Source organism: Mesorhizobium zhangyense (assembly GCF_011045115.1).
Classification (GTDB): Bacteria; Pseudomonadota; Alphaproteobacteria; order Rhizobiales; family Rhizobiaceae; genus Mesorhizobium_M; species Mesorhizobium_M zhangyense.
Map to the genome: position 1 here is coordinate 633,744 of NZ_JAAKZG010000001.1, position 18,445 is coordinate 652,188.

The window sequence follows — 18,445 nt, forward strand, 5'->3', positions numbered from 1 at the left end:
TTGCGATGGCTTTTGCGCGCGCATATAGCACGGCCTTGAGATGACAGAAGCTTCGTCCCTGCCCCTTTATCCGCACCGCCACCTGCTCGGCATACGGGATCTATCTCCCGTCGACATAGAGCTTTTGCTCGATCGCGCCGACGCCGCAGTGGCGATTTCCCGACGACATGAAAAGAAGACATCGACGCTGCGCGGCCGCACGCAGATCAATCTCTTCTATGAAGCGTCGACGCGAACGCAGTCGTCCTTCGAACTGGCCGGCAAACGCCTCGGCGCCGATGTCATGAATATGTCGGTGGCAAGCTCTTCGGTGAAGAAGGGCGAAACGCTGATCGACACGGCAATGACGCTGAACGCGATGCGGCCCGATATCCTCATCATCCGCCATGCTTCGGCCGGTGCTGCCGCCCTTCTGGCGCAGAAGGTCGGCTGCTCCGTAGTCAACGCCGGCGACGGCGCGCATGAGCACCCGACACAGGCACTGCTCGATGCGCTGACGATCCGCCGCGCCAAGGGCAACCTCTCCCGGCTGACGGTGGCGATCTGCGGCGACATTCTTCATTCACGCGTGGCCCGCTCCAATATTCTCCTTCTGAATGCGCTTGGTGCCCGGGTGCGCGTCGTTGCCCCGTCCACGCTGCTGCCATCGGGCATCGCGCAGATGGGCGTCGAAGTCTGCGCGACCATGGCCGAGGGACTGAAGGACGCCGACGTGGTGATGATGCTGCGCCTGCAGCGCGAGCGCATGGAAGGCGCCTTCGTGCCGTCGGTGCGCGAATATTTCCGCTATTTCGGGCTCGACGCGGAAAAGCTGAAGGCGGCAAAACCCGACGCGCTGGTGATGCACCCCGGCCCGATGAATCGCGGCGTCGAAATCGCATCCGAAATCGCCGACGGCCCGCAAAGCGTGATCCAGGAACAGGTGGAGATGGGCGTCGCCGTGCGCATGGCCGTGATGGAAGCCTTGCTCGATCCTCGTCGCAACCGCGAGGGGGTATCGGCATGAGCGTCACCGTTTTCCAACGCGCCCGCATCGTCGACCCGTCGCGCGGACTGGACGAGGTCGGAACCGTCATCGTCAACGGCAAAAAGATTGTCGCGGCGGGCGCAGCAGCGCTGAACCAGGGTGCGCCGGAAGGCGCGGCGATCATCGATTGCGCCGGCAAGGCGATCATTCCCGGGTTGGTCGATGGGCGCGTCTTTATCGGCGAGCCCGGTGGCGAACATCGCGAGACGATCGCGTCGGCAAGCGTGGCCGCCGCGGCAGGCGGCGTGACTTCGGTCATCATGATGCCCGACACCGACCCGGTGATCGACAATGTCGCGCTGGTCGAGTTCGTGCTGCGGACGGCGCGAGACACGGCCTCGGTCAATGTCTTTCCGGCCGCTGCCATCACCAAGGGCCTTGAAGGCCGCGAGATGACCGAATTCGGCCTGCTGCGCGAAGCCGGCGCGGTCGCCTTCACCGATGGCCGGCACACAATTTCCAACGCGCTGACGATGCGCCGCGCGCTGACCTATGCCCGCGATTTCGGCGCAACGATCGTCCATGAGACGCAGGACAAGGACTTGGCCGGTTCGGGCGTGATGAACGAAGGGCTGTACGCAAGCTGGCTCGGCCTTTCCGGCATTCCGCGCGAGGCCGAGGCGATCCCGCTGGAGCGCGACCTGATGCTGGCTCGGCTCACGCGCGGCAACTACCACGCCGCCAAGATTTCCACGGCGATGTCGGCCAATGCAATTGCCCGCGCCAAGGCCGATGGCGCCAAGGTTACCGCCGGCGTCTCGATCAACCACCTGTCGCTCAACGAGAACGATGTCGGCGAGTACCGTACCTTCTTCCGCCTGTCGCCGCCGCTGCGCACTGAAGACGACCGGCTGGCGATGATCGAAGCGCTGAGAGACGGCACCATCGACATCGTCGTCTCCTCGCACGATCCGCAGGACGTCGACACCAAGCGCCTGCCTTTCGCCGACGCCGCCGACGGCGCGATCGGGCTGGAAACGCTGCTGGGTGCCGCACTTCGCCTCTATCACAATGAGTATCTGTCGCTGCTGCGCGTGATCGAGGTGCTTTCGACTGCGCCGGCAAAACTGTTCGGCCTGCCCGGCGGCACGCTGAAACCGGGAGCGGCGGCCGATCTGGTTCTGGTCGATCTCGAGGAGCCTTGGATCGTGCGCGAGGATGCCATCCGTTCTCGCTCGAAAAACACCTGCTTCGAAGGCGCGCGCCTGCAAGGCAGGGTCTTGCAAACAATGGTTTCGGGCCGCACAGTGTTTGCGGGTTAAAGCCGGAACACCAATACGCATGCGTTCCGGTTTGGAGGGGAAACAATGGCTGATCTGTCGGCGTGGCAGCTACCGCTGCCCTTTCTCATTGTGGCACTCGTCTTCGGCTATCTGCTCGGCTCGATTCCCTTCGGCCTTTTGATCACGCGCGCTGCCGGACTTGGCGACGTTCGCAAGATCGGTTCCGGCAATATCGGCGCGACCAATGTTCTGCGCACCGGCAACAAGAAGCTCGCGGCTCTCACCCTCGTTCTCGATGCGCTCAAGGGCACGGCCGCAGTTCTCATCGCCGGGCTTTATGCGCCGGAAGCGGCATTGGTCGCCGGCTTCGGCGCTTTTCTCGGCCACCTCTTTCCGGTCTGGCTCGGTTTCAAGGGCGGCAAGGGCGTGGCGACCTATCTCGGCGTCCTCATCGGCCTCGCCTGGAAAGGCGCTCTGGTCTTTGCTGTCGTCTGGCTGCTGATCGCCTTCGTCACGCGCTATTCGTCGCTGGCGGCCCTCATCGCGGCGGTCGCGGTGCCTATCGCTCTTTATTTCTTCGGTGCTCACGCCGTGGCGGCATTGTTCACGATCATGAGCCTGATCGTAGTGATAAAACATCGGGCGAATATCTCCCGGCTGCTGGTCGGAACCGAATCACGCATCGGAGCCAAGGGATGAATGTCGCAGCCGGTCCCCGCCTCAGCGACCGGCAACGGCTCAACTGGCTACGGCTCATCCGCACACCCAATGTCGGCCCGGCAACCTTTCGCGACCTGATCAATCGTTTCGGCTCGGCAGAGACGGCGATCGAAATGCTGCCGGAACTGATGATGTCAGGCGGCGCAAACCGTGTCGCGCGCATCCCTTCCATCGCGCAGGCCGAAGCGGAAATGGAGACGGCGCGAAAGCACGGTGCGCGTTTCGTCGGCATCGGCGAGGCCGACTATCCGCCTGTGCTGCGCCGCATGGACAACCCGCCGCCTCTGCTCGCGGTCAAGGGCACCGGTGCGGTGTTCGGCCTGACGCCGATCGCAATCGTCGGCGCGCGCAATGCCTCGCTGGCGGGAATAAAAATGGCGCGGATGCTGGCCGACGGGCTTGGCCGTGAAAATTACTCGATCATCTCCGGCCTTGCCCGCGGCATCGATACGGCGGCGCATCAAGGCGGCCTCGCCACAGGTACGGTCGGCGTTCTAGCCGGCGGGCTGGATCGTCCCTACCCGCCCGAAAATATCGGGCTTTGCGAGGAGATCGCGCAAAATGGCGGCGCAGTGGTTTCCGAAATGCCATTCGGCTGGGAGCCGCGCGCGCAGGATTTTCCACGCCGCAACCGCATCGTCGCCGGCATGGCGCTCGGACTGATCGTCGTGGAAGCGGCGAAGCGCTCCGGTTCATTGATCAGCGCGCGGTTGGCGGGAGAAATGGGCCGGCTGGTCTTTGCTGTGCCGGGCTCGCCGCTCGATCCTCGTGCAGCAGGCACCAACGGCCTTCTCAAGGATGGCACGACCCTCGTGACTGAGGTCAACGACATCACTTCGGCGATTGCGCCTCTGATTGGGGCACCCCTGCCCCTGCCACCCGCATTCGAGGAACCGCCGGACTTTTCAGCAACGCCGCCGCCGCTAGACGACGACCGCGCCCGCGTCATCGAAGCACTGGGGCCAGTGCCGGTCGGAGTGGATGAAATCATACGCCATAACGGGCTTCACCCGGCGCAGGTGTTCATGATCCTGCTGGAGCTCGACCTCGCGGGCCGGTTGGAGCGTCACTCAGGTGGCTCGGTGTCTCTTGTCCTGCTGGACCCGTGACGGACGTTCGCCGCGTATGATGTCGCTGGTTTCGACATAGGCCATCTCGATCAGGTAGGCGAGCATATCGCAGCGTTCCGACTCGGCCATGGTACGAAGCTGGCCGAGCATCGATTGCATGTAATCCAGCGTATCGGTGCGTCGTGTTGTAAAGACATGACCCATCGGCAATACTCCTGGTATCCCACGAAGCGTAGTTCGTGGAGCTTGAATGTTTGCGACTTACAAAACTCTTGGAACGATACAACCCCTGGTAACATCAAATATATTACAGCTATCTTAAATTGCAACCCATGCGATACATCTTGCAGGAGTTGTACAACTCGCAATAAGGCCGATTTTGCCACCCGCCCCTTGACCGGACGGCAAACGGCAGCCATGTGACGAGCCAATTGAAAATATCTGTCGTGCGCCGCAGCTTGATTTGGGCGCCACTCTGGAAATACGAGCCCTCATGGACGTTGTCGTCGTCGAATCGCCGGCTAAAGCGAAAACAATCAACAAATACCTCGGTCGGAACTACAAGGTTCTGGCATCCTATGGCCATGTCCGCGATCTTCCGGCCAAGGACGGATCGGTAAAGCCCGATGAAGATTTCGCCATGTCGTGGGCGGTCGATGGCCCTTCGGCCAAGCGGCTGACCGAGATCGCCAACGCGGTGAAAGCCGCCGACGGCCTGATTCTCGCAACCGATCCGGATCGCGAAGGTGAAGCGATCTCCTGGCATGTTCTGGAAGTGCTGAAGCAGAAGCGCGCGCTGAAGGATAAGCCGGTTAGCCGCGTGGTCTTCAACGCCATCACCAAGCAGTCGGTGCTGGAGGCGATGGCCAATCCACGCCAGATCGACGTGCCGCTGGTCGATGCCTATCTGGCGCGCCGTGCACTCGACTATCTCGTCGGTTTCACCCTTTCACCGGTTCTGTGGCGCAAGTTGCCCGGGGCTCGCTCGGCTGGCCGCGTGCAGTCGGTGGCGCTTCGCCTGGTCAGCGACCGCGAAGCCGAGATCGAGCGCTTCATCCGTGAGGAATACTGGCAGATCGCCGCCATGCTCGGCACGCCGCGCAACGACAAGTTCGAAGCGCGGCTGACTGCCTTCGACGGCAAGAAGCTGCAGAAGCTCGATATTTCGTCACAGGCGCAGGCCGAAGACATCAAGACGATGCTGGAAGGCGCGAGCTTCAAGGCGCTGACGGTCGAAGCCAAGCCGACCAAACGCAATCCCGGCCCACCCTTCACGACATCGACGCTCCAGCAGGCGGCATCGTCGCGCCTCGGCTTTTCGGCGGTGCGCACCATGCAGGTTGCGCAGCGTCTCTATGAAGGCATGGACATCGGCGGCGAGACGGCCGGCCTGATCACCTATATGCGAACGGACGGCGTGCAGATGGCACCCGAGGCGGTGACGCAGGCACGTGAGGCCATCGTCAAGGAATTCGGCGGCAAATACCTGCCCGAAAACCCGCGCAATTATACGGCCAAGGCCAAGAACGCACAGGAAGCGCACGAAGCGATCCGCCCGACCGATTTCATGCGCACGCCGAACTCGGTCCGGCAATATCTCGATGCCGACCAGTTCAGGCTCTACGACATGATCTGGAAGCGCGCGATCGCCAGCCAGATGCAGCCGGCAGAGATCGAACGCACGACGGCCGAGATCGAGGCGACCAACGGTACCCGCATCGCTGCCTTGCGCGCAGTCGGCTCGGTGATCCGCTTCGACGGCTTCATCGCCGCCTATACGGACCAGAAGGACGAGGATTCGGAAGACGAGGAAAACAAGCGTCTTCCGGAAATCCGCGCCGGTGAAGCGCTAGACCGCGACGCCATCCTCGCCACGCAGCATTCAACCGAACCGCCGCCGCGCTATTCGGAAGCCTCGCTGATCAAGAAGATGGAAGAGCTCGGCATCGGCCGCCCCTCCACCTACACGGCGATCCTGAAGACGCTCGAAGACCGCGAATATGTCACCATCGACAAGCGCAGGCTGATCCCGCAATCCAAGGGACGGCTGCTGTCGGCCTTCCTGGAAAGTTTCTTCGAAAAATATGTCGAGTACGATTTCACGGCGGCGCTCGAGGAAAAGCTCGACGAGATTTCCGACGGCAAGCTCGCCTGGAAGGACGTGCTGCGCGACTTCTGGAAGGATTTTTCAGCCTCCGTCGATGACATCAAGGAACTGCGCGTCACCGACGTGCTCGACGCGCTGAACGAGGAACTTGCGCCGCTGGTGTTCCCGGCGCGCGAAGATGGCTCCAATCCGCGCATCTGCCCGAAATGCGGCACCGGCAACCTGTCGCTGAAACTCGGCAAATACGGCGCCTTCGTCGGCTGCTCGAACTATCCCGAATGCGGTTTCACGCGCCAGCTTGGCGACGCCGTCAATGGCGATGGCGAATCTGCCGGCGGTGAAGACGGCAACAAGGTGCTGGGCACCGATCCTTACACGTCGGAAGAGATCACCCTGCGCAGCGGTCGCTTCGGCCCCTACATCCAGCGCGGCGAAGGCAAGGAAGCAAAACGCTCCAGCCTGCCTAAGGGCTGGACGCCGGCAAGCATCGACCATGAAAAGGCGCTGGCGCTGCTGGCCCTGCCGCGCGATGTCGGCAAGCATCCGGAAAGCGGCAAGATGATCTCGGCCGGGCTTGGGCGCTACGGTCCCTTCGTGCTTCACGACGGCACCTATGCCAATCTCGAAAGCATCGAGGACGTGTTCTCAATCGGCCTCAACCGCGCCGTTTCGGTGATCGCCGAAAAACAGTTGAAGGGCAAAGGCGGCCGCAATGGCGGTACACCTGCCGCGCTCAAGGAACTCGGCGAGCATCCCGACGGCGGCGCGATCACCGTGCGCGATGGCAAATACGGGCCTTACGTCAACTACGGCAAGGTCAACGCGACGCTGCCGAAGGGCAAAGACCCGATGACAGTGACGGTCGAGGACGCCTTGGCATTGATAGCCGAGAAGGAAGCCAAGGGCGGCGGCAAGAAGCCGGCCCGGGCAAAGGCCGCTGCCACCAAGAAGGCCCCCGCAAAAAAAGCACCAGCTAAGAAGCCGGCAGCGAAAACAAAGGACTAGCACGCTTTGGCAAGGAAAATCTCCGGACGCAAAGGCGCGATCGGCAAGGACGGATCAACCGGTCCGTCCGTATCCGGAGACAAATCGAAGGATTTTCGTCCGACGCGCGACGACATCCTGCGTTACATCGCCAACAATCCGGACAAGAGCGGCAAGCGCGAAATCGCCAAGGCGTTTTCGCTCAAGGGCGAAGACCGCATCTGGTTGAAGGACATACTGCGTGACCTTCAGGACGAGGGTGCGCTGGAGAAGGACCGCAAGCGGCTTGTACGGCCGGGCGCCCTGCCCCATGTCGCCGTCCTCGACATTTTCGCGCGCGATGCCGATGGCGGCCTGCTCGGACGCCCGACCGATCAGCCGGAAGACGCGCTGCCAACGGTGGTGTCTATCAAGATGTCACGTGGCAGCGGTCCGACCGCCGGCATCGGCGACCGCGTGCTGGCAAAGACTTTCCCCACCCATGCCGAAACCGGCCCGGCCTACACCGCTCGGGTGATGAAGATTTTCGAGAAGCGCAAGGACGCTGTTCTCGGCGTCTTCCGCGTGCTTCAGGACGGCAGTTTCCGCATCGAGCCAGTAGAGCGCCGGCAGCCGGAATTGACGGTCGAGAAGGAATACCAGAACGGCGCCCAGAATGGCGATCTGGTTGAAGTCGAGCCGCAGCGCGCCACGCGCTACGGGCTGCCGCGTGCCAAGGTTCTGAATGTCGTCGGTTCGCTGACCAGCGAAAAGGCGGTCTCGATGATCGCCATCCACGCGCACGACATTCCGCACATCTTCCCGTCTGAAGTGCTGGCAGAAGCCGAAGCCGTGAAGCCGGCAACGCTTTCAGGCCGCGAGGACTGGCGCGAAGTGCCGCTGATCACCATCGATCCGGCCGACGCCAAGGATCATGACGACGCGGTATTCGCCGAACCCGACACGGACGAAAGCAACCCCGGCGGTGTCATCGCCATCGTCGCCATCGCCGATGTTGCGGCCTATATCCGCTCCGGCACGGCACTCGACCGCGAAGCCTTGAAGCGCGGCAACTCGGTCTATTTTCCCGACCGCGTCGTGCCTATGCTGCCCGAGCGCATCTCCAACGATCTTTGCTCGCTGAAGGAGAAGGTCGACAGGCCTGCGCTTGCCGTGCGCATGGTGTTTTCCGCCGAAGGACGCAAGATCCGCCACTCCTTCCATCGCATCATGATGCGATCGGCGGCGCGCCTTGCCTACTCACAGGCACAGGCGGCAATCGACGGCGTGCCGGACGACACGACTGGTCCGATCCTTGAGCCAATCCTGAAGCCGCTTTGGGCCGCCTATGGCGTGTTGAAGCGCGGCCGCGATTCGCGCCAGCCCCTGGAACTGGACCTGCCCGAGCGCAAAATCCTGTTGAAGCCTGACGGCACGGTCGACCGGGTCATCGTGCCGGACCGGCTAGATGCGCACAAGCTGATCGAAGAATTCATGATCCAGGCCAATGTCGCGGCCGCCGAGACCCTGGAAGCGAAGAAGCAGAGCCTGGTCTACCGCACCCATGACGCGCCCTCGCTGGTGAAGCAGGAATCGCTGCGCGAATTCCTGGCCACGCTCGGCCTGTCGCTGGCGCGCGGTGCGCAGATGAAACCGGCGCAATTCAACCAGATACTCAATCAGGTGAGAGGCGCCGAGAACGAGGCGCTGGTCAACGAGGTGGTGCTTCGTTCCCAGAGTCAGGCCCTGTATTCGCCTGAAAACCTTGGCCATTTCGGCCTCAACCTGCGGCGCTACGCGCATTTCACCTCGCCGATTCGCCGCTACGCCGACCTCATCGTGCACCGTGCGCTGATCGGCTCGCTGGGGCTCGGCGCCGACGGTATTTCGCGCGGCGAAGAAGAACGGCTCGAGGATATTTCGGCACTGATCTCGGCAACCGAACGCCGCGCCATGGCGGCCGAGCGTGACACCGTTGACCGTCTGATCGCCGGTTATCTTTCCGGCCAGATCAACGAAACATTCGACGCCCGTATCTCCGGCGTCACCAAGGCGGGGCTATTTGTCCAATTGCCGCAGTTCGGCGCAGATGGTTTCATACCGGTGTCATCTTTGGACGGTGACTACTATATCTACGACGAGGCTGCCCGAGCGCTTTTTGGAGATCGTACCGGCAAAGGCTACCAACTGGCGGACAGGGTCGAGGTTCGTCTCATCGAGGTAGCACCCCTGGCGGGCGCCATGCGCTTTGAAATGCTGACCGACCCGAAACCTTTGCCGGGGTCCAAAAGGTCCTTCCACAAGGCCAAGGCGCAAAGACCGCGGGGCCGCGCATCACAACCATCGCGCGGACCGGCCCGCAACAGGAGACGTTGATGGAACAGCAGGTTTTCGGTGGGGCGCACCAGATAGATCGTCCGGCGCGTCCGCTGTGGACGGCGATCAAGCGCGGACTTCTGTGCCGCTGCCCGCATTGCGGGGAAGGCAAGCTGTTCGAATCATTCCTTAAGCCGGTGGACAGATGCGCACATTGCGGCGAGGAAATGTTCCATCACCGCGCCGACGACCTGCCCGCCTATCTCGTCGTCGTCATTGTCGGCCACATCATCGTCGGCGCCTTCATGGGCGTGGAGGCCACCAGCACGCTTTCAACCTGGCAGCATCTGGCCATCTGGGTTCCTTTGACGATCATCATGGCGCTTGCCTTGCTGCGGCCGGTCAAGGGCGCTGTCGTCGGACTGCAATGGGCGCTCTATATGCACGGGTTCGGTGAGGAAGAAGACTATATCGAATCTCACCCCGAGGCCTGAAATTCGACTTCTGGAGCAATGCTCAGTCCTTTGGAATAATTCCGTCTGGCCGCAGATTGTCCTAAAGGGGATTTCATGGACGGAATGACGAAAGCACAAGTGGACAAAGCCGAAGGTCGAGATTTCGCGCTCGGTGCAGGGCCGAAAAGGCCGCGCGATGCCGCGACCCTGATGCTGCTCGACCGAAAGGGCGACGACATACTAGTGCTTATGGGGCGGCGGCATTCCAGCCACGCCTTCATGCCGGGAAAATTCGTCTTTCCAGGCGGCCGCACAGACCCGTCCGACAGCCGTATACCGGTGACCGACAGCCTGTTTCCCGAGGAGGAAGCAAAGCTGATCGGTACGGTTGCCAGAGGCAGCGCAGCGCGCGCCCGTGCCATCGCGCTTTCAGCCATCCGCGAAACATATGAAGAAGCGGGGCTGCTGATCGGTCAAAAGGGGCCATTTGCCACCGGCAAGGCTGACTGGCAGGGTTTTGTCGAGCATGGCGTGCAGCCCTCGCTCAAGCCGCTGCGTTTCATCGCGCGCGCCATCACGCCGCCCGGACGGGTACGTCGTTTCGACACGCGCTTCCTCTCCGCCTGGCGAAGCGATGTCGCGGTGGAACTGCCCGACGGCGGACCGACCAATGAGCTGGAAGAACTCATGTGGCTGCCCCTGCCCGAGGCGCGGCAAGCCGATATTCCGGCCATCACCAAGACAATCCTTGAAGAACTCGAACAGCGACTGGCGCAGGATCCCTTGCTTCGCCCCGGCGGGCCCGTGCCCTTCTATCGCATGATCCGCAAACGCTTCGTCCGCGAAATTCTCTGACAAATTCTGGGCTCCCGCATAAAATGACCGCCAGTTCCCCATCGCCGGAAGACGACGTGCCAATGCGCTGGCTGTCGATTTCGGCAGCCGTTGCCTCGATCAGCGTTGTCGGCATAGCCATCGGTCTCGGCATGCCGCTTCTCAGCATCATACTGGAGACGCGCGGCCACTCGGCATCCATGATCGGGTTGAATACGGCAATTGCCGGCGTGGCTTCGATCGCGGCCGCTCCCATGGCGACACCGCTTGCGGTGCGTTTCGGCGTCGTCTGGACGATGCTCGCAATGATCTTTCTCGGCGCGCTGGCCTTCGTTGGCTTCTATTTCGCGCCGGCGTTCTGGATGTGGTTTCCGTTGCGCGTGGTCCTGCATCTCGCCCTCACCATTCTGTTCATCCTGTCCGAGTTCTGGATCAGTACCTCAGCTCCGCCGCATCGGCGCGGACTGGTTCTCGGCATCTACGCGACAGTGCTGTCGCTGGGTTTTGCCGCCGGCCCCTGGCTCTTCGCCCAGATGGGCAGTTCCGGGTTCCTGCCTTTCGGCACGGTGTTCGTGCTTGTCACCATCGCCGCAATCCCCGTGCTTGCGGCCTGGCGAGAAAGCCCGGCGATCGTCGTCGAAGGCGGTTCGGGTGGGTTCATCCGCTACATCTGGCTGGTACCGACGGCGACCGCTGCCGTGCTGGTCTTCGGCGCGGTGGAAACCGGTGGCTTCGCGCTGTTTCCGGTCTATGGCAACCGTATAGGCTACTCGGAAGGCGATGCGGCCCTGCTCCTGACCATGATCGGTCTCGGCAACGTCCTGATGCAGATACCGCTCGGCATGATTTCCGACCGCATCGGCGACCGCCGCTATCTGCTGCTGATCTGTGCGGCGGTGGGGCTGGCCGGCATGATCCTGTTGCCCCATGTGCAGATGAACTGGCATCTGGTGGCAGGTTTGCTGTTTCTCTGGGGTGGAGTGGTCGCGGCACTTTACACGATCGGCCTCGCACATCTCGGCTCACAGCTTTCCGGCCATGAACTGGCAAACGCGAACGCCGCTTTCGTGCTTTGCTACGGCCTCGGCATGGTGGCCGGGCCGCAAGTGATCGGCATCGGCATGGATATGTTCGGCACAAGGGGTTTCGGCTGGTCGCTCGGTCTTTTCTTCGCCGCTTACATCGTTCTAGCCGTCACTCGTCTCATGGCCGGCAGCCGTCGGGCTTGACTTTCCGTGCACGTTCTTTATGTGTCGCGCCAAGTTTCCCGCGTCCGGGCTTTGTTGCCGTGGTCAGGCGGCCCGAACTCCAGAAAATTAACGGACGAAAATCATGGCAAAAGCCGCAAACATCAAGATCAAGCTCCTGTCGACCGCCGATACCGGCTTTTTCTACGTGACGAGCAAGAACAGCCGCACGAAGACGGAAAAGCTGTCCTTCCGCAAATACGATCCGGTCGCCAAGAAGCACGTCGAATTCAAGGAAACGAAGATCAAGTAATCTTCGATTTTCCTGCCGGAAACACGCCGCCTTCGGGCGGCGTTTTCATTTTCGGGAAGTGAAAAGAAAAACGGGCCTCTCGGCCCGTTTTTTCATGCTTCATGTGAGAATTAGGGGGCCGGTCGGCGTTCTGACAGCGGTACGAGGAGGCCACTATGTGCCAGTGCCAACCGGCCGACCCCATGGACCCAGGAGATGCGGCGGACCTGAGCATCATGGGGCGTCGGCAGGACAATCCGGCATCTCCTCGCGCCGGCGTCCGTCTTTCGCTGGAACACTCGCGCAAGACCGATTGAAAATCAATACTTTCTTAACCAATGCCGCCGAATCACTTGGATTAAGGTAAACACCCCTTCTTCTGATTCGCCGCACAACCGCTTCGGGAGCTTATGCAGCTTTTGCGACTACCCGGTTGCGCCCGCCCGTCTTGGCCTCATAGAGCGCGACATCGGCCCGTTTCATCAGATCTTCGACCGTATCGGTGCCGCGCCTGAGCGAAGACACACCAACGCTGATGGTCACATTCAGCGTCTGGCCATCCTTGCCGACAGCGAATGGCGTCTGGGCGATTTCGGAGCGGATGCGCTCGGCGACCTTTTCGGCGATCACCCCATCGGTGTCGGGCATGACGACCACGAACTCCTCGCCGCCGTAGCGGCAGGCGAGATCGATGCCGCGCACATTCTTGCGCAGCCGGCGTGCGAATTCGCGCAGCACATCGTCGCCGCCGTCGTGACCGTAGGTGTCGTTGACCGACTTGAACCGGTCGAGATCGGTTATCATCACCGAGATCGGCCTGCGGCGCGCGACGGCGCGGTCGAACAGCGTCTGCAGATGGCTGTCGAGATAGCGGCGGTTGTGCAGGCCGGTCAGTCCGTCCGTCACCGCCATCTCTATGGTCTCGGTGACGCTGGCGCGCAGATGATCGGTGTAGCGCTTGCGCTTGACCTGCGTTCGCAGGCGGGCCGTCAGTTCCTGCTGGTCTATCGGGCGGATGAGATAGTCGTTCACGCCAAGTTCGAGCCCACGGATGATACGTTCCTCCTCGCCTTCGTCCGCCAGCAGAATGATCGGCGCAAAGCGCGTGCGGTCGATCGAACGCAGTTGGGAGCAAAGCCGCAGCGGATCGAAATCGGCAAAGCCGGTCGAGACGATGATGCACTCGTAGGGCAGTTCGGCGGCCTGGAAAAACCCGGTATGCGGATCGGTCACAACGTCGAGATCGGCCGCCTGGCGCAGCATTTTCTGGATGCGCTCAAAAGAGGACGGGCGCTCATCGACGAGAAGCACTTTCGGCGTGACGTCCTCGGATGGCTGCCGGCGGCTCAGGAGTTCTTCGATGCCGATGTTGCGCGTGGTCGAGGCACGAAGGCGCAACTCGTCGGTGAGCATCTTCAGGCGCACGAGGCTTTTTACCCGCGTCATCAACTGAAGATCATTCACCGGCTTGGTCAGGAAATCGTCGGCTCCCACCTCCAGCCCGCGAATACGGTCAGAAACCTGATCCAACGCGGTGACCATCACCACCGGAATATGCGAAGTCGCGGGATCGCTCTTCAGCCGCCGACAGACCTCGAACCCGTCCATATACGGCATCATCACGTCGAGCAGGACGACATCGACCTTGTCGTTCTGGCAGGTTTCAATGGCGTCCGCACCATTGGTCGCGGTCAGAACGTCGAAATATTCGGCGAGCAGCCGCACTTCGAGCAGCTTCACGTTGGCTGGAATGTCGTCAACGACGAGAATACGCGCAGTCATGATGCTTCCTGCCGATGCGAGGGCGACGGAGCAGGCATCATGCGTCACCCAGATATGATTTGATTGTTTCGATGAAGCGCGGAACAGAGATCGGCTTCGAAATGTAGGCTTCGCAGCCCCCCTGGCGAATGCGCTCCTCATCGCCCTTCATGGCAAACGCAGTGACGGCGATGACCGGTATGACGTGAAGTTCGTCGTCTTCCTTCAACCACTTGGTCACTTCGAGGCCGGAAACCTCCGGCAGTTGGATGTCCATCAGGATCAGATCAGGCTTATGCGCACGAGCAAGATCAAGCGCCTCCAGGCCGTTGCGCGTACGCACGGTCTCATAGCCGCTTGCTTCGATCAGGTCGCGGAAGAGCTTCATGTTGAGCTCATTGTCCTCGACGATCATAACCTTCTTAGCCATAGATTTCCCGTCCCGACTGCCGATCGCGCCAGCCTATACCGCTTGACGCGCCTTGCCGATGGCACCAAACCCGCGACAACATTAGCGCAAGATCATTGACGAAACGGAAATCGATCCGTCGCGGCAAATTCAAACGTCAATCCTTATACCATTTTTGATGCGACCGCCCGAAGACTTGCCCGAGCCGATCGTAGCGGCTACTTCCGACAAACGTTTTCGCATCGATGGCATGAAGGTGACGATGGCCGACAAATTTTCAACGAGCAAGGACGCCGAGGCGATCGCCATCGAGGCTCTCGTCTTCGTCGCATCGGACCCTGAACTCTTGCCGCGCTTTCTCGCCTTGACCGGCATCGAAGCCTCCGCGATTCGCGAGGCGGCGCGCGAACCGGGTTTCCTGGCGGGCGTGCTGCAATTCATCCTCGCCCACGAACCGACGCTGATGCAGTTTTCGGAAAGCTCGGGCATCCCACCGGCCAATATCGGAGCGGCACTGAGGCGTCTGCCGCTCGGCGACGACAACCACCAGTCGTCGATATGAGCGACGATCCCGAGACCGCACGCCAGATCGCCGAACTGGCAAAAGACGAGCGCCCGCTTCTGGTACTCGACGTCGATGAGGTGGTTCTGGAATTCGTTCAGCCATTCATCGGCTTTCTCAGGTCGCACGGTCTCGACCTGAAAACCGATTCGTTTCGCCTGCACGGCAATGTCTTCGACCGCGATAGGAATGAGGCTCTCGACGATGCACGCGTTTCGACGCTGATCGAAGATTTCTTCTTCGTCCAGGCAGACTGGCAAATCGCGCCGGCAGGTGCGGTCGAGACCGTGGCGTCGATCGCCGAGAAGGCGGAGATCGTCATGCTGACGGCGATGCCGCATCAGCACCGGGCGACCCGGCGCATGCTTCTGGATCGGCTCGGCTTCCCCTACCCGCTGGTGACCACCGAAACGGCGAAAGGCCCTGCGATCCGGCAGTTGCGCGGCGAACACCCTCGTCCGGTCGCCTTCGTCGATGACATTGCCCGCAATCTCGTTTCGGTTCGGGAGGCCGTGGCCGACGCTCATCTCTTTCACCTCATGGCGCACAAGGGCCTGCGTGCACTCATGCCGCCTTTGCCGGACGGCATCACCGTCGTAGACGACTGGCATGACGCCGCGCCAAAAATCGCTGCTGCACTGGGTATTTAGGCTCAGAACCTACACCACGAAACGCATCAGCGGCCGACCCTGCTTGCGCTCGATCATTGGCGAAAACCCTGCCTTTTCGAATACCCGAGTCGAGCCGACGAAAAGGCCGAGCGAGCGCGAATCCTTCGATTGGTTCATCGGGCAGGCCTCGACGAACCGCGCGCCGTTCTTGCGTGCGAATTCGACCCCCGCGCCGACAAGCCTGTGGGTCAGCCCCTTGCCACGCGCCTTGCTGCGGATGAAAAAGCAGGAGATCGCCCAGACGGTGGGATCGGCGGCTTCATCAGGCTCGAGCGGAGCGGAGCCCCTGCCCGCATTGTTCCATTCGGGCACGTCCGCCCTCGGTCCTATCTGCATCCAGCCCATCGCGATATCGTCCTCGATCGCCAGCAGGCCCGGCGGCGGACCCGATTCGATGCGCGCCTTGATGAATTCCTTGTTGTGCACCCGGTCGTTTTCCCGGCGCAGCGCGGGCGGCAACCGAAAATGCGTGCACCAGCAGCCATAGCAGGCACCTTGCTTGCCAAACAGATCCTCGAAAGCCGGCCATAAATCGGCTGTCAGCGGCTCGATTGTCAGTTTCATCATACATCCTTGCGACCGCAGCCTTGCGAGCTGCGGCCTGCTGCCATAAGATTGCGATGTTCCTCTTATGTTCGCAGTCATGAGCACCTCTGTCAACGATCCAAGCCACGGTTTTTGCCGAGATTGTCTCGCCGTGCAGCGCGGGCCGGCGATGCGTTGCACCAAATGCGGAAGCCCGCGCCTGATGCGGCATCCGGAGCTTTATGCGCTTCACATTGCCCATATCGATTGTGACGCCTTCTACGCTGCCGTGGAAAAGCGCGACAATCCGGAATTGAAGGACAAGCCGGTGATCATCGGCGGCGGCAAGCGCGGCGTCGTCTCGACCGCCTGCTACATCGCGCGCATCAATGGCGTGCGCTCGGCGATGCCGATGTTCAAGGCGCTGGAAGCCTGCCCCCAAGCTGTCGTCATCTCCCCGAACATGGAAAAATATGTCCGCGTTGGCCGCGAGGTTCGCTCCATGATGCAGGCGCTAACGCCGCTGGTCGAACCGATCTCCATAGACGAAGCTTTTCTCGATCTTGCCGGCACCGAGCGCCTTCATGGCCTCCCGCCGGCGTTGGTGCTGGCGCGGTTTGCGCAGAGCGTCGAAAAGGAAATCGGCATCACCGTTTCGGCCGGACTTTCCTATTGCAAGTTCCTCGCCAAGGTCGCCTCCGACTTCCGCAAGCCGCGCGGCTTTTCGATCATCGGCGAGGCGGAAGCCGTCACGTTTCTCGCCGAGCAGCCGGTAACGCTGATCTGGGGCGTGGGAAAAGCCTTTGCCGCGACGCTGGAAAGCGACGGCATCCGCACCATCGGCCAGATCCAGCGCATGGAGCGCGGCGACCTGATGCGGCGCTACGGCACGATGGGCGACCGGCTCTATCGCCTGTCGCGCGGACAGGACACGCGCCGCGTCGAGCCCGACCATGACGCGAAAAGCGTCTCGGCGGAAACCACCTTCGACACAGATCTCGCCTCCTCCGCCGATCTGGTGCCGATCTTGCGGGCATTGTCTGAAAAAGTGTCCACGCGGCTGAAAAAATCCGGCATTGCCGGGCGTACTGTGGTGCTGAAACTGAAGACGCAGGATTTCAAGATCCGCACGCGCAACCGCCAGCTCGGCGATCCGACGCAGCTCGCAGATCGCATTTTCCAGACCGGCATGCAGCTTCTGGCGAAGGAAACCGACGGCACGAAATACCGGTTGCTCGGCATCGGCGTCAGCGATCTTACCGGCGTCGAAAAGGCCGACCCGCCGGACCTGATCGACGTGCAGTCTCGCAAGCGCGCGCTCGCCGAGGGCGCAATGGACGCCCTGCGCGACAAGTTCGGGAAGACGGCGGTTGAGACCGGCTACACCTTCGGCAAGGGCCGCAATGCGCATCCGCGCGAGGATGTGGAAGACTGAATTACAGCGCACCATTAGCGTTGCGCGATAAAAATCCTCTCCTCCTGTCGGATATCACCTTCCTTGTTCGTCCTTCGGGTGCATTCCCAGGGACAACGGAGGATTTGTCATGAGCATCAACACCGACAGGAAAGAAATCCGCGCTGTCATGGACGCCATCCGTCGGGCGCATCATGATAAGAATGCAGCGCAAGTTATCGCCCAATACGATCCTGAAGCGCTGATTTTTGATCTTGCGCCACCGCTGGATCATCAACCCGACATCGATGGTCTTTCAGCGTGGTTCGATACCTGGCAGGGGCCGGTCGAGATCGCAGCACATGATTTTGAGATTACGATCGACGGCGACATCGCCTTTTGCCATGGCTTCTACCGCACGAGCGCCACGACCAAGGAAGGTGGCGAGCTGGCTGTCTTCTGGTCACGTGCGACGGTCTGCCTCAAGCGGGCCAACGGCGTCTGGAAGATCGCGCATGAGCACACGTCCGTGCCATTCTACATGGATGGGAGTTTTCGCGCAGCAATCGACCTCGAGCCGAAGTCCAAGGAGGACGCGGCATGACCACAAGCAAACCCGGTAAGATCGGCATCGAGAACGTGAACCATCCAGGCAAAGTCGAGTTTGTCGATGCTGCCATGTATGAAGCCATGAAGCACGCTTTGCTAAAGACACTGCCAGACACCACGCCGGGACTAACGGTAGCGGAGGTTCAGAAGCGCGTGGTCGATCATCTGCCGCAGGATCTATTTCCGGGTGGCGCCAAATCGGGTTGGTGGATGAAGGCTGTACAGCTCGATCTGGAGGCAAAGCGCATCATCACGCGCGAGAAGGTCACGCCGCTTCGGCTGCATAAGGCTTGATGCTGCCGGCGCAATTGAATCCAAGCT

General features: G+C 61.4%; 19 protein-coding genes. 15 read left to right on the top strand and 4 right to left on the bottom strand.

Annotated features, from left to right (window positions below):
* The first annotated feature begins 40 nt into the window (after positions 1 to 40).
* The 4 genes from G6N74_RS03135 to dprA are packed head-to-tail and all read left to right on the top strand — an operon-like array spanning position 41 to position 4,079.
* Positions 41 to 1,006, top strand: coding sequence for an aspartate carbamoyltransferase catalytic subunit (locus G6N74_RS03135; protein WP_165114172.1), 966 nt, complete (start codon positions 41 to 43; stop codon positions 1,004 to 1,006).
* A complete protein-coding gene (locus tag G6N74_RS03140; RefSeq protein ID WP_165114174.1) occupies positions 1,003 to 2,289 on the top strand; it encodes a dihydroorotase in 1,287 nt (428 codons plus the stop codon). The genes G6N74_RS03135 and G6N74_RS03140 overlap by 4 nt, the downstream gene beginning before the upstream one ends.
* 45 nt (positions 2,290 to 2,334) lie before the next feature.
* Positions 2,335 to 2,949, top strand: a complete 615-nt coding sequence (plsY, locus tag G6N74_RS03145) for a glycerol-3-phosphate 1-O-acyltransferase PlsY (RefSeq protein ID WP_165114176.1) — start codon at positions 2,335 to 2,337, stop codon at positions 2,947 to 2,949.
* Complete coding sequence (dprA, locus tag G6N74_RS03150; RefSeq protein ID WP_165114178.1) at positions 2,946 to 4,079, top strand: DNA-processing protein DprA; 1,134 nt, start codon at positions 2,946 to 2,948, stop codon at positions 4,077 to 4,079. Before plsY ends, dprA begins: the two co-directional genes overlap by 4 nt.
* Here the strand turns inward: dprA and G6N74_RS03155 are convergent.
* Complete coding sequence (locus G6N74_RS03155) at positions 4,041 to 4,244, bottom strand: hypothetical protein (protein WP_091916756.1); 204 nt, start codon at positions 4,242 to 4,244, stop codon at positions 4,041 to 4,043. The two genes, dprA and G6N74_RS03155, sit on opposite strands and share 39 nt — an antisense overlap.
* A 289-nt stretch (positions 4,245 to 4,533) precedes the next feature.
* Between G6N74_RS03155 and topA the strand changes: the two genes are divergently transcribed.
* The 6 genes from topA (at position 4,534) to rpmG (ending at position 12,215) form a co-directional block, all read left to right on the top strand.
* Positions 4,534 to 7,152, top strand: coding sequence for a type I DNA topoisomerase (gene topA / locus G6N74_RS03160; protein WP_165114180.1), 2,619 nt, complete (start codon positions 4,534 to 4,536; stop codon positions 7,150 to 7,152).
* Between the two features lie 6 nt (positions 7,153 to 7,158).
* The gene (gene rnr, locus G6N74_RS03165; RefSeq protein ID WP_205826492.1) at positions 7,159 to 9,486 is read left to right on the top strand and encodes a ribonuclease R; all 2,328 of its coding nucleotides are present in this window, start codon (positions 7,159 to 7,161) and stop codon (positions 9,484 to 9,486) included.
* Entirely contained in the window at positions 9,486 to 9,920 is a 435-nt protein-coding gene (locus tag G6N74_RS03170; RefSeq protein WP_165114183.1) for a DUF983 domain-containing protein, read from the top strand. The genes rnr and G6N74_RS03170 overlap by 1 nt, the downstream gene beginning before the upstream one ends.
* Before the next feature lie 75 nt (positions 9,921 to 9,995).
* Positions 9,996 to 10,736 (top strand): NUDIX hydrolase, encoded by a 741-nt coding sequence (locus tag G6N74_RS03175; RefSeq protein ID WP_165114185.1) that lies wholly within the window; start codon positions 9,996 to 9,998, stop codon positions 10,734 to 10,736.
* Positions 10,737 to 10,798: 62 nt separating this feature from the next.
* Positions 10,799 to 11,944 carry an MFS transporter gene (locus G6N74_RS03180; protein ID WP_165114444.1) on the top strand — a complete coding sequence of 382 codons (1,146 nt, stop codon included), beginning with the start codon at positions 10,799 to 10,801 and terminating at the stop codon, positions 11,942 to 11,944.
* Positions 11,945 to 12,047: 103 nt separating this feature from the next.
* The gene (gene rpmG / locus G6N74_RS03185; protein ID WP_019173400.1) at positions 12,048 to 12,215 is read left to right on the top strand and encodes a 50S ribosomal protein L33; all 168 of its coding nucleotides are present in this window, start codon (positions 12,048 to 12,050) and stop codon (positions 12,213 to 12,215) included.
* 387 nt (positions 12,216 to 12,602) lie between these two features.
* Here rpmG and G6N74_RS03190 read toward each other — a convergent pair whose 3' ends face one another.
* Together G6N74_RS03190 and G6N74_RS03195 are read right to left on the bottom strand one after the other, a co-directional pair.
* Positions 12,603 to 13,976, bottom strand: a complete 1,374-nt coding sequence (locus tag G6N74_RS03190) for a PleD family two-component system response regulator (protein ID WP_165114187.1) — start codon at positions 13,974 to 13,976, stop codon at positions 12,603 to 12,605.
* 37 nt (positions 13,977 to 14,013) lie between these two features.
* Complete coding sequence (locus G6N74_RS03195; protein WP_281353940.1) at positions 14,014 to 14,370, bottom strand: response regulator; 357 nt, start codon at positions 14,368 to 14,370, stop codon at positions 14,014 to 14,016.
* A gap of 256 nt (positions 14,371 to 14,626) precedes the next feature.
* On the opposite strand from G6N74_RS03195, the gene G6N74_RS03200 reads away from it, so the two are divergent.
* On the top strand, positions 14,627 to 14,926 hold the full coding sequence (locus G6N74_RS03200; RefSeq protein WP_165114189.1) for a DUF3572 domain-containing protein: 300 nt from the start codon (positions 14,627 to 14,629) through the stop codon (positions 14,924 to 14,926).
* A complete protein-coding gene (locus G6N74_RS03205) occupies positions 14,923 to 15,576 on the top strand; it encodes a hypothetical protein (RefSeq protein ID WP_165114190.1) in 654 nt (217 codons plus the stop codon). The genes G6N74_RS03200 and G6N74_RS03205 overlap by 4 nt, the downstream gene beginning before the upstream one ends.
* Before the next feature lie 9 nt (positions 15,577 to 15,585).
* On the opposite strand, the gene G6N74_RS03210 is transcribed toward G6N74_RS03205, so the two are convergent.
* Positions 15,586 to 16,161, bottom strand: coding sequence for a GNAT family N-acetyltransferase (locus G6N74_RS03210; RefSeq protein ID WP_165114191.1), 576 nt, complete (start codon positions 16,159 to 16,161; stop codon positions 15,586 to 15,588).
* Between the two features lie 67 nt (positions 16,162 to 16,228).
* Here G6N74_RS03210 and G6N74_RS03215 point away from each other — a divergent pair, with 67 nt between their 5' ends.
* The 3 genes from G6N74_RS03215 to G6N74_RS03225 all read left to right on the top strand — a co-directional run bounded on the left by G6N74_RS03215 (position 16,229) and on the right by G6N74_RS03225 (position 18,418).
* Positions 16,229 to 17,557 (top strand): DNA polymerase IV, encoded by a 1,329-nt coding sequence (locus G6N74_RS03215; protein WP_165114192.1) that lies wholly within the window; start codon positions 16,229 to 16,231, stop codon positions 17,555 to 17,557.
* A 109-nt stretch (positions 17,558 to 17,666) separates the two neighbouring features.
* On the top strand, positions 17,667 to 18,119 hold the full coding sequence (locus G6N74_RS03220; protein WP_165114193.1) for a YybH family protein: 453 nt from the start codon (positions 17,667 to 17,669) through the stop codon (positions 18,117 to 18,119).
* The gene (locus tag G6N74_RS03225) at positions 18,116 to 18,418 is read left to right on the top strand and encodes a DUF6958 family protein (protein WP_165114194.1); all 303 of its coding nucleotides are present in this window, start codon (positions 18,116 to 18,118) and stop codon (positions 18,416 to 18,418) included. Before G6N74_RS03220 ends, G6N74_RS03225 begins: the two co-directional genes overlap by 4 nt.
* Positions 18,419 to 18,445 lie beyond the last annotated feature (27 nt).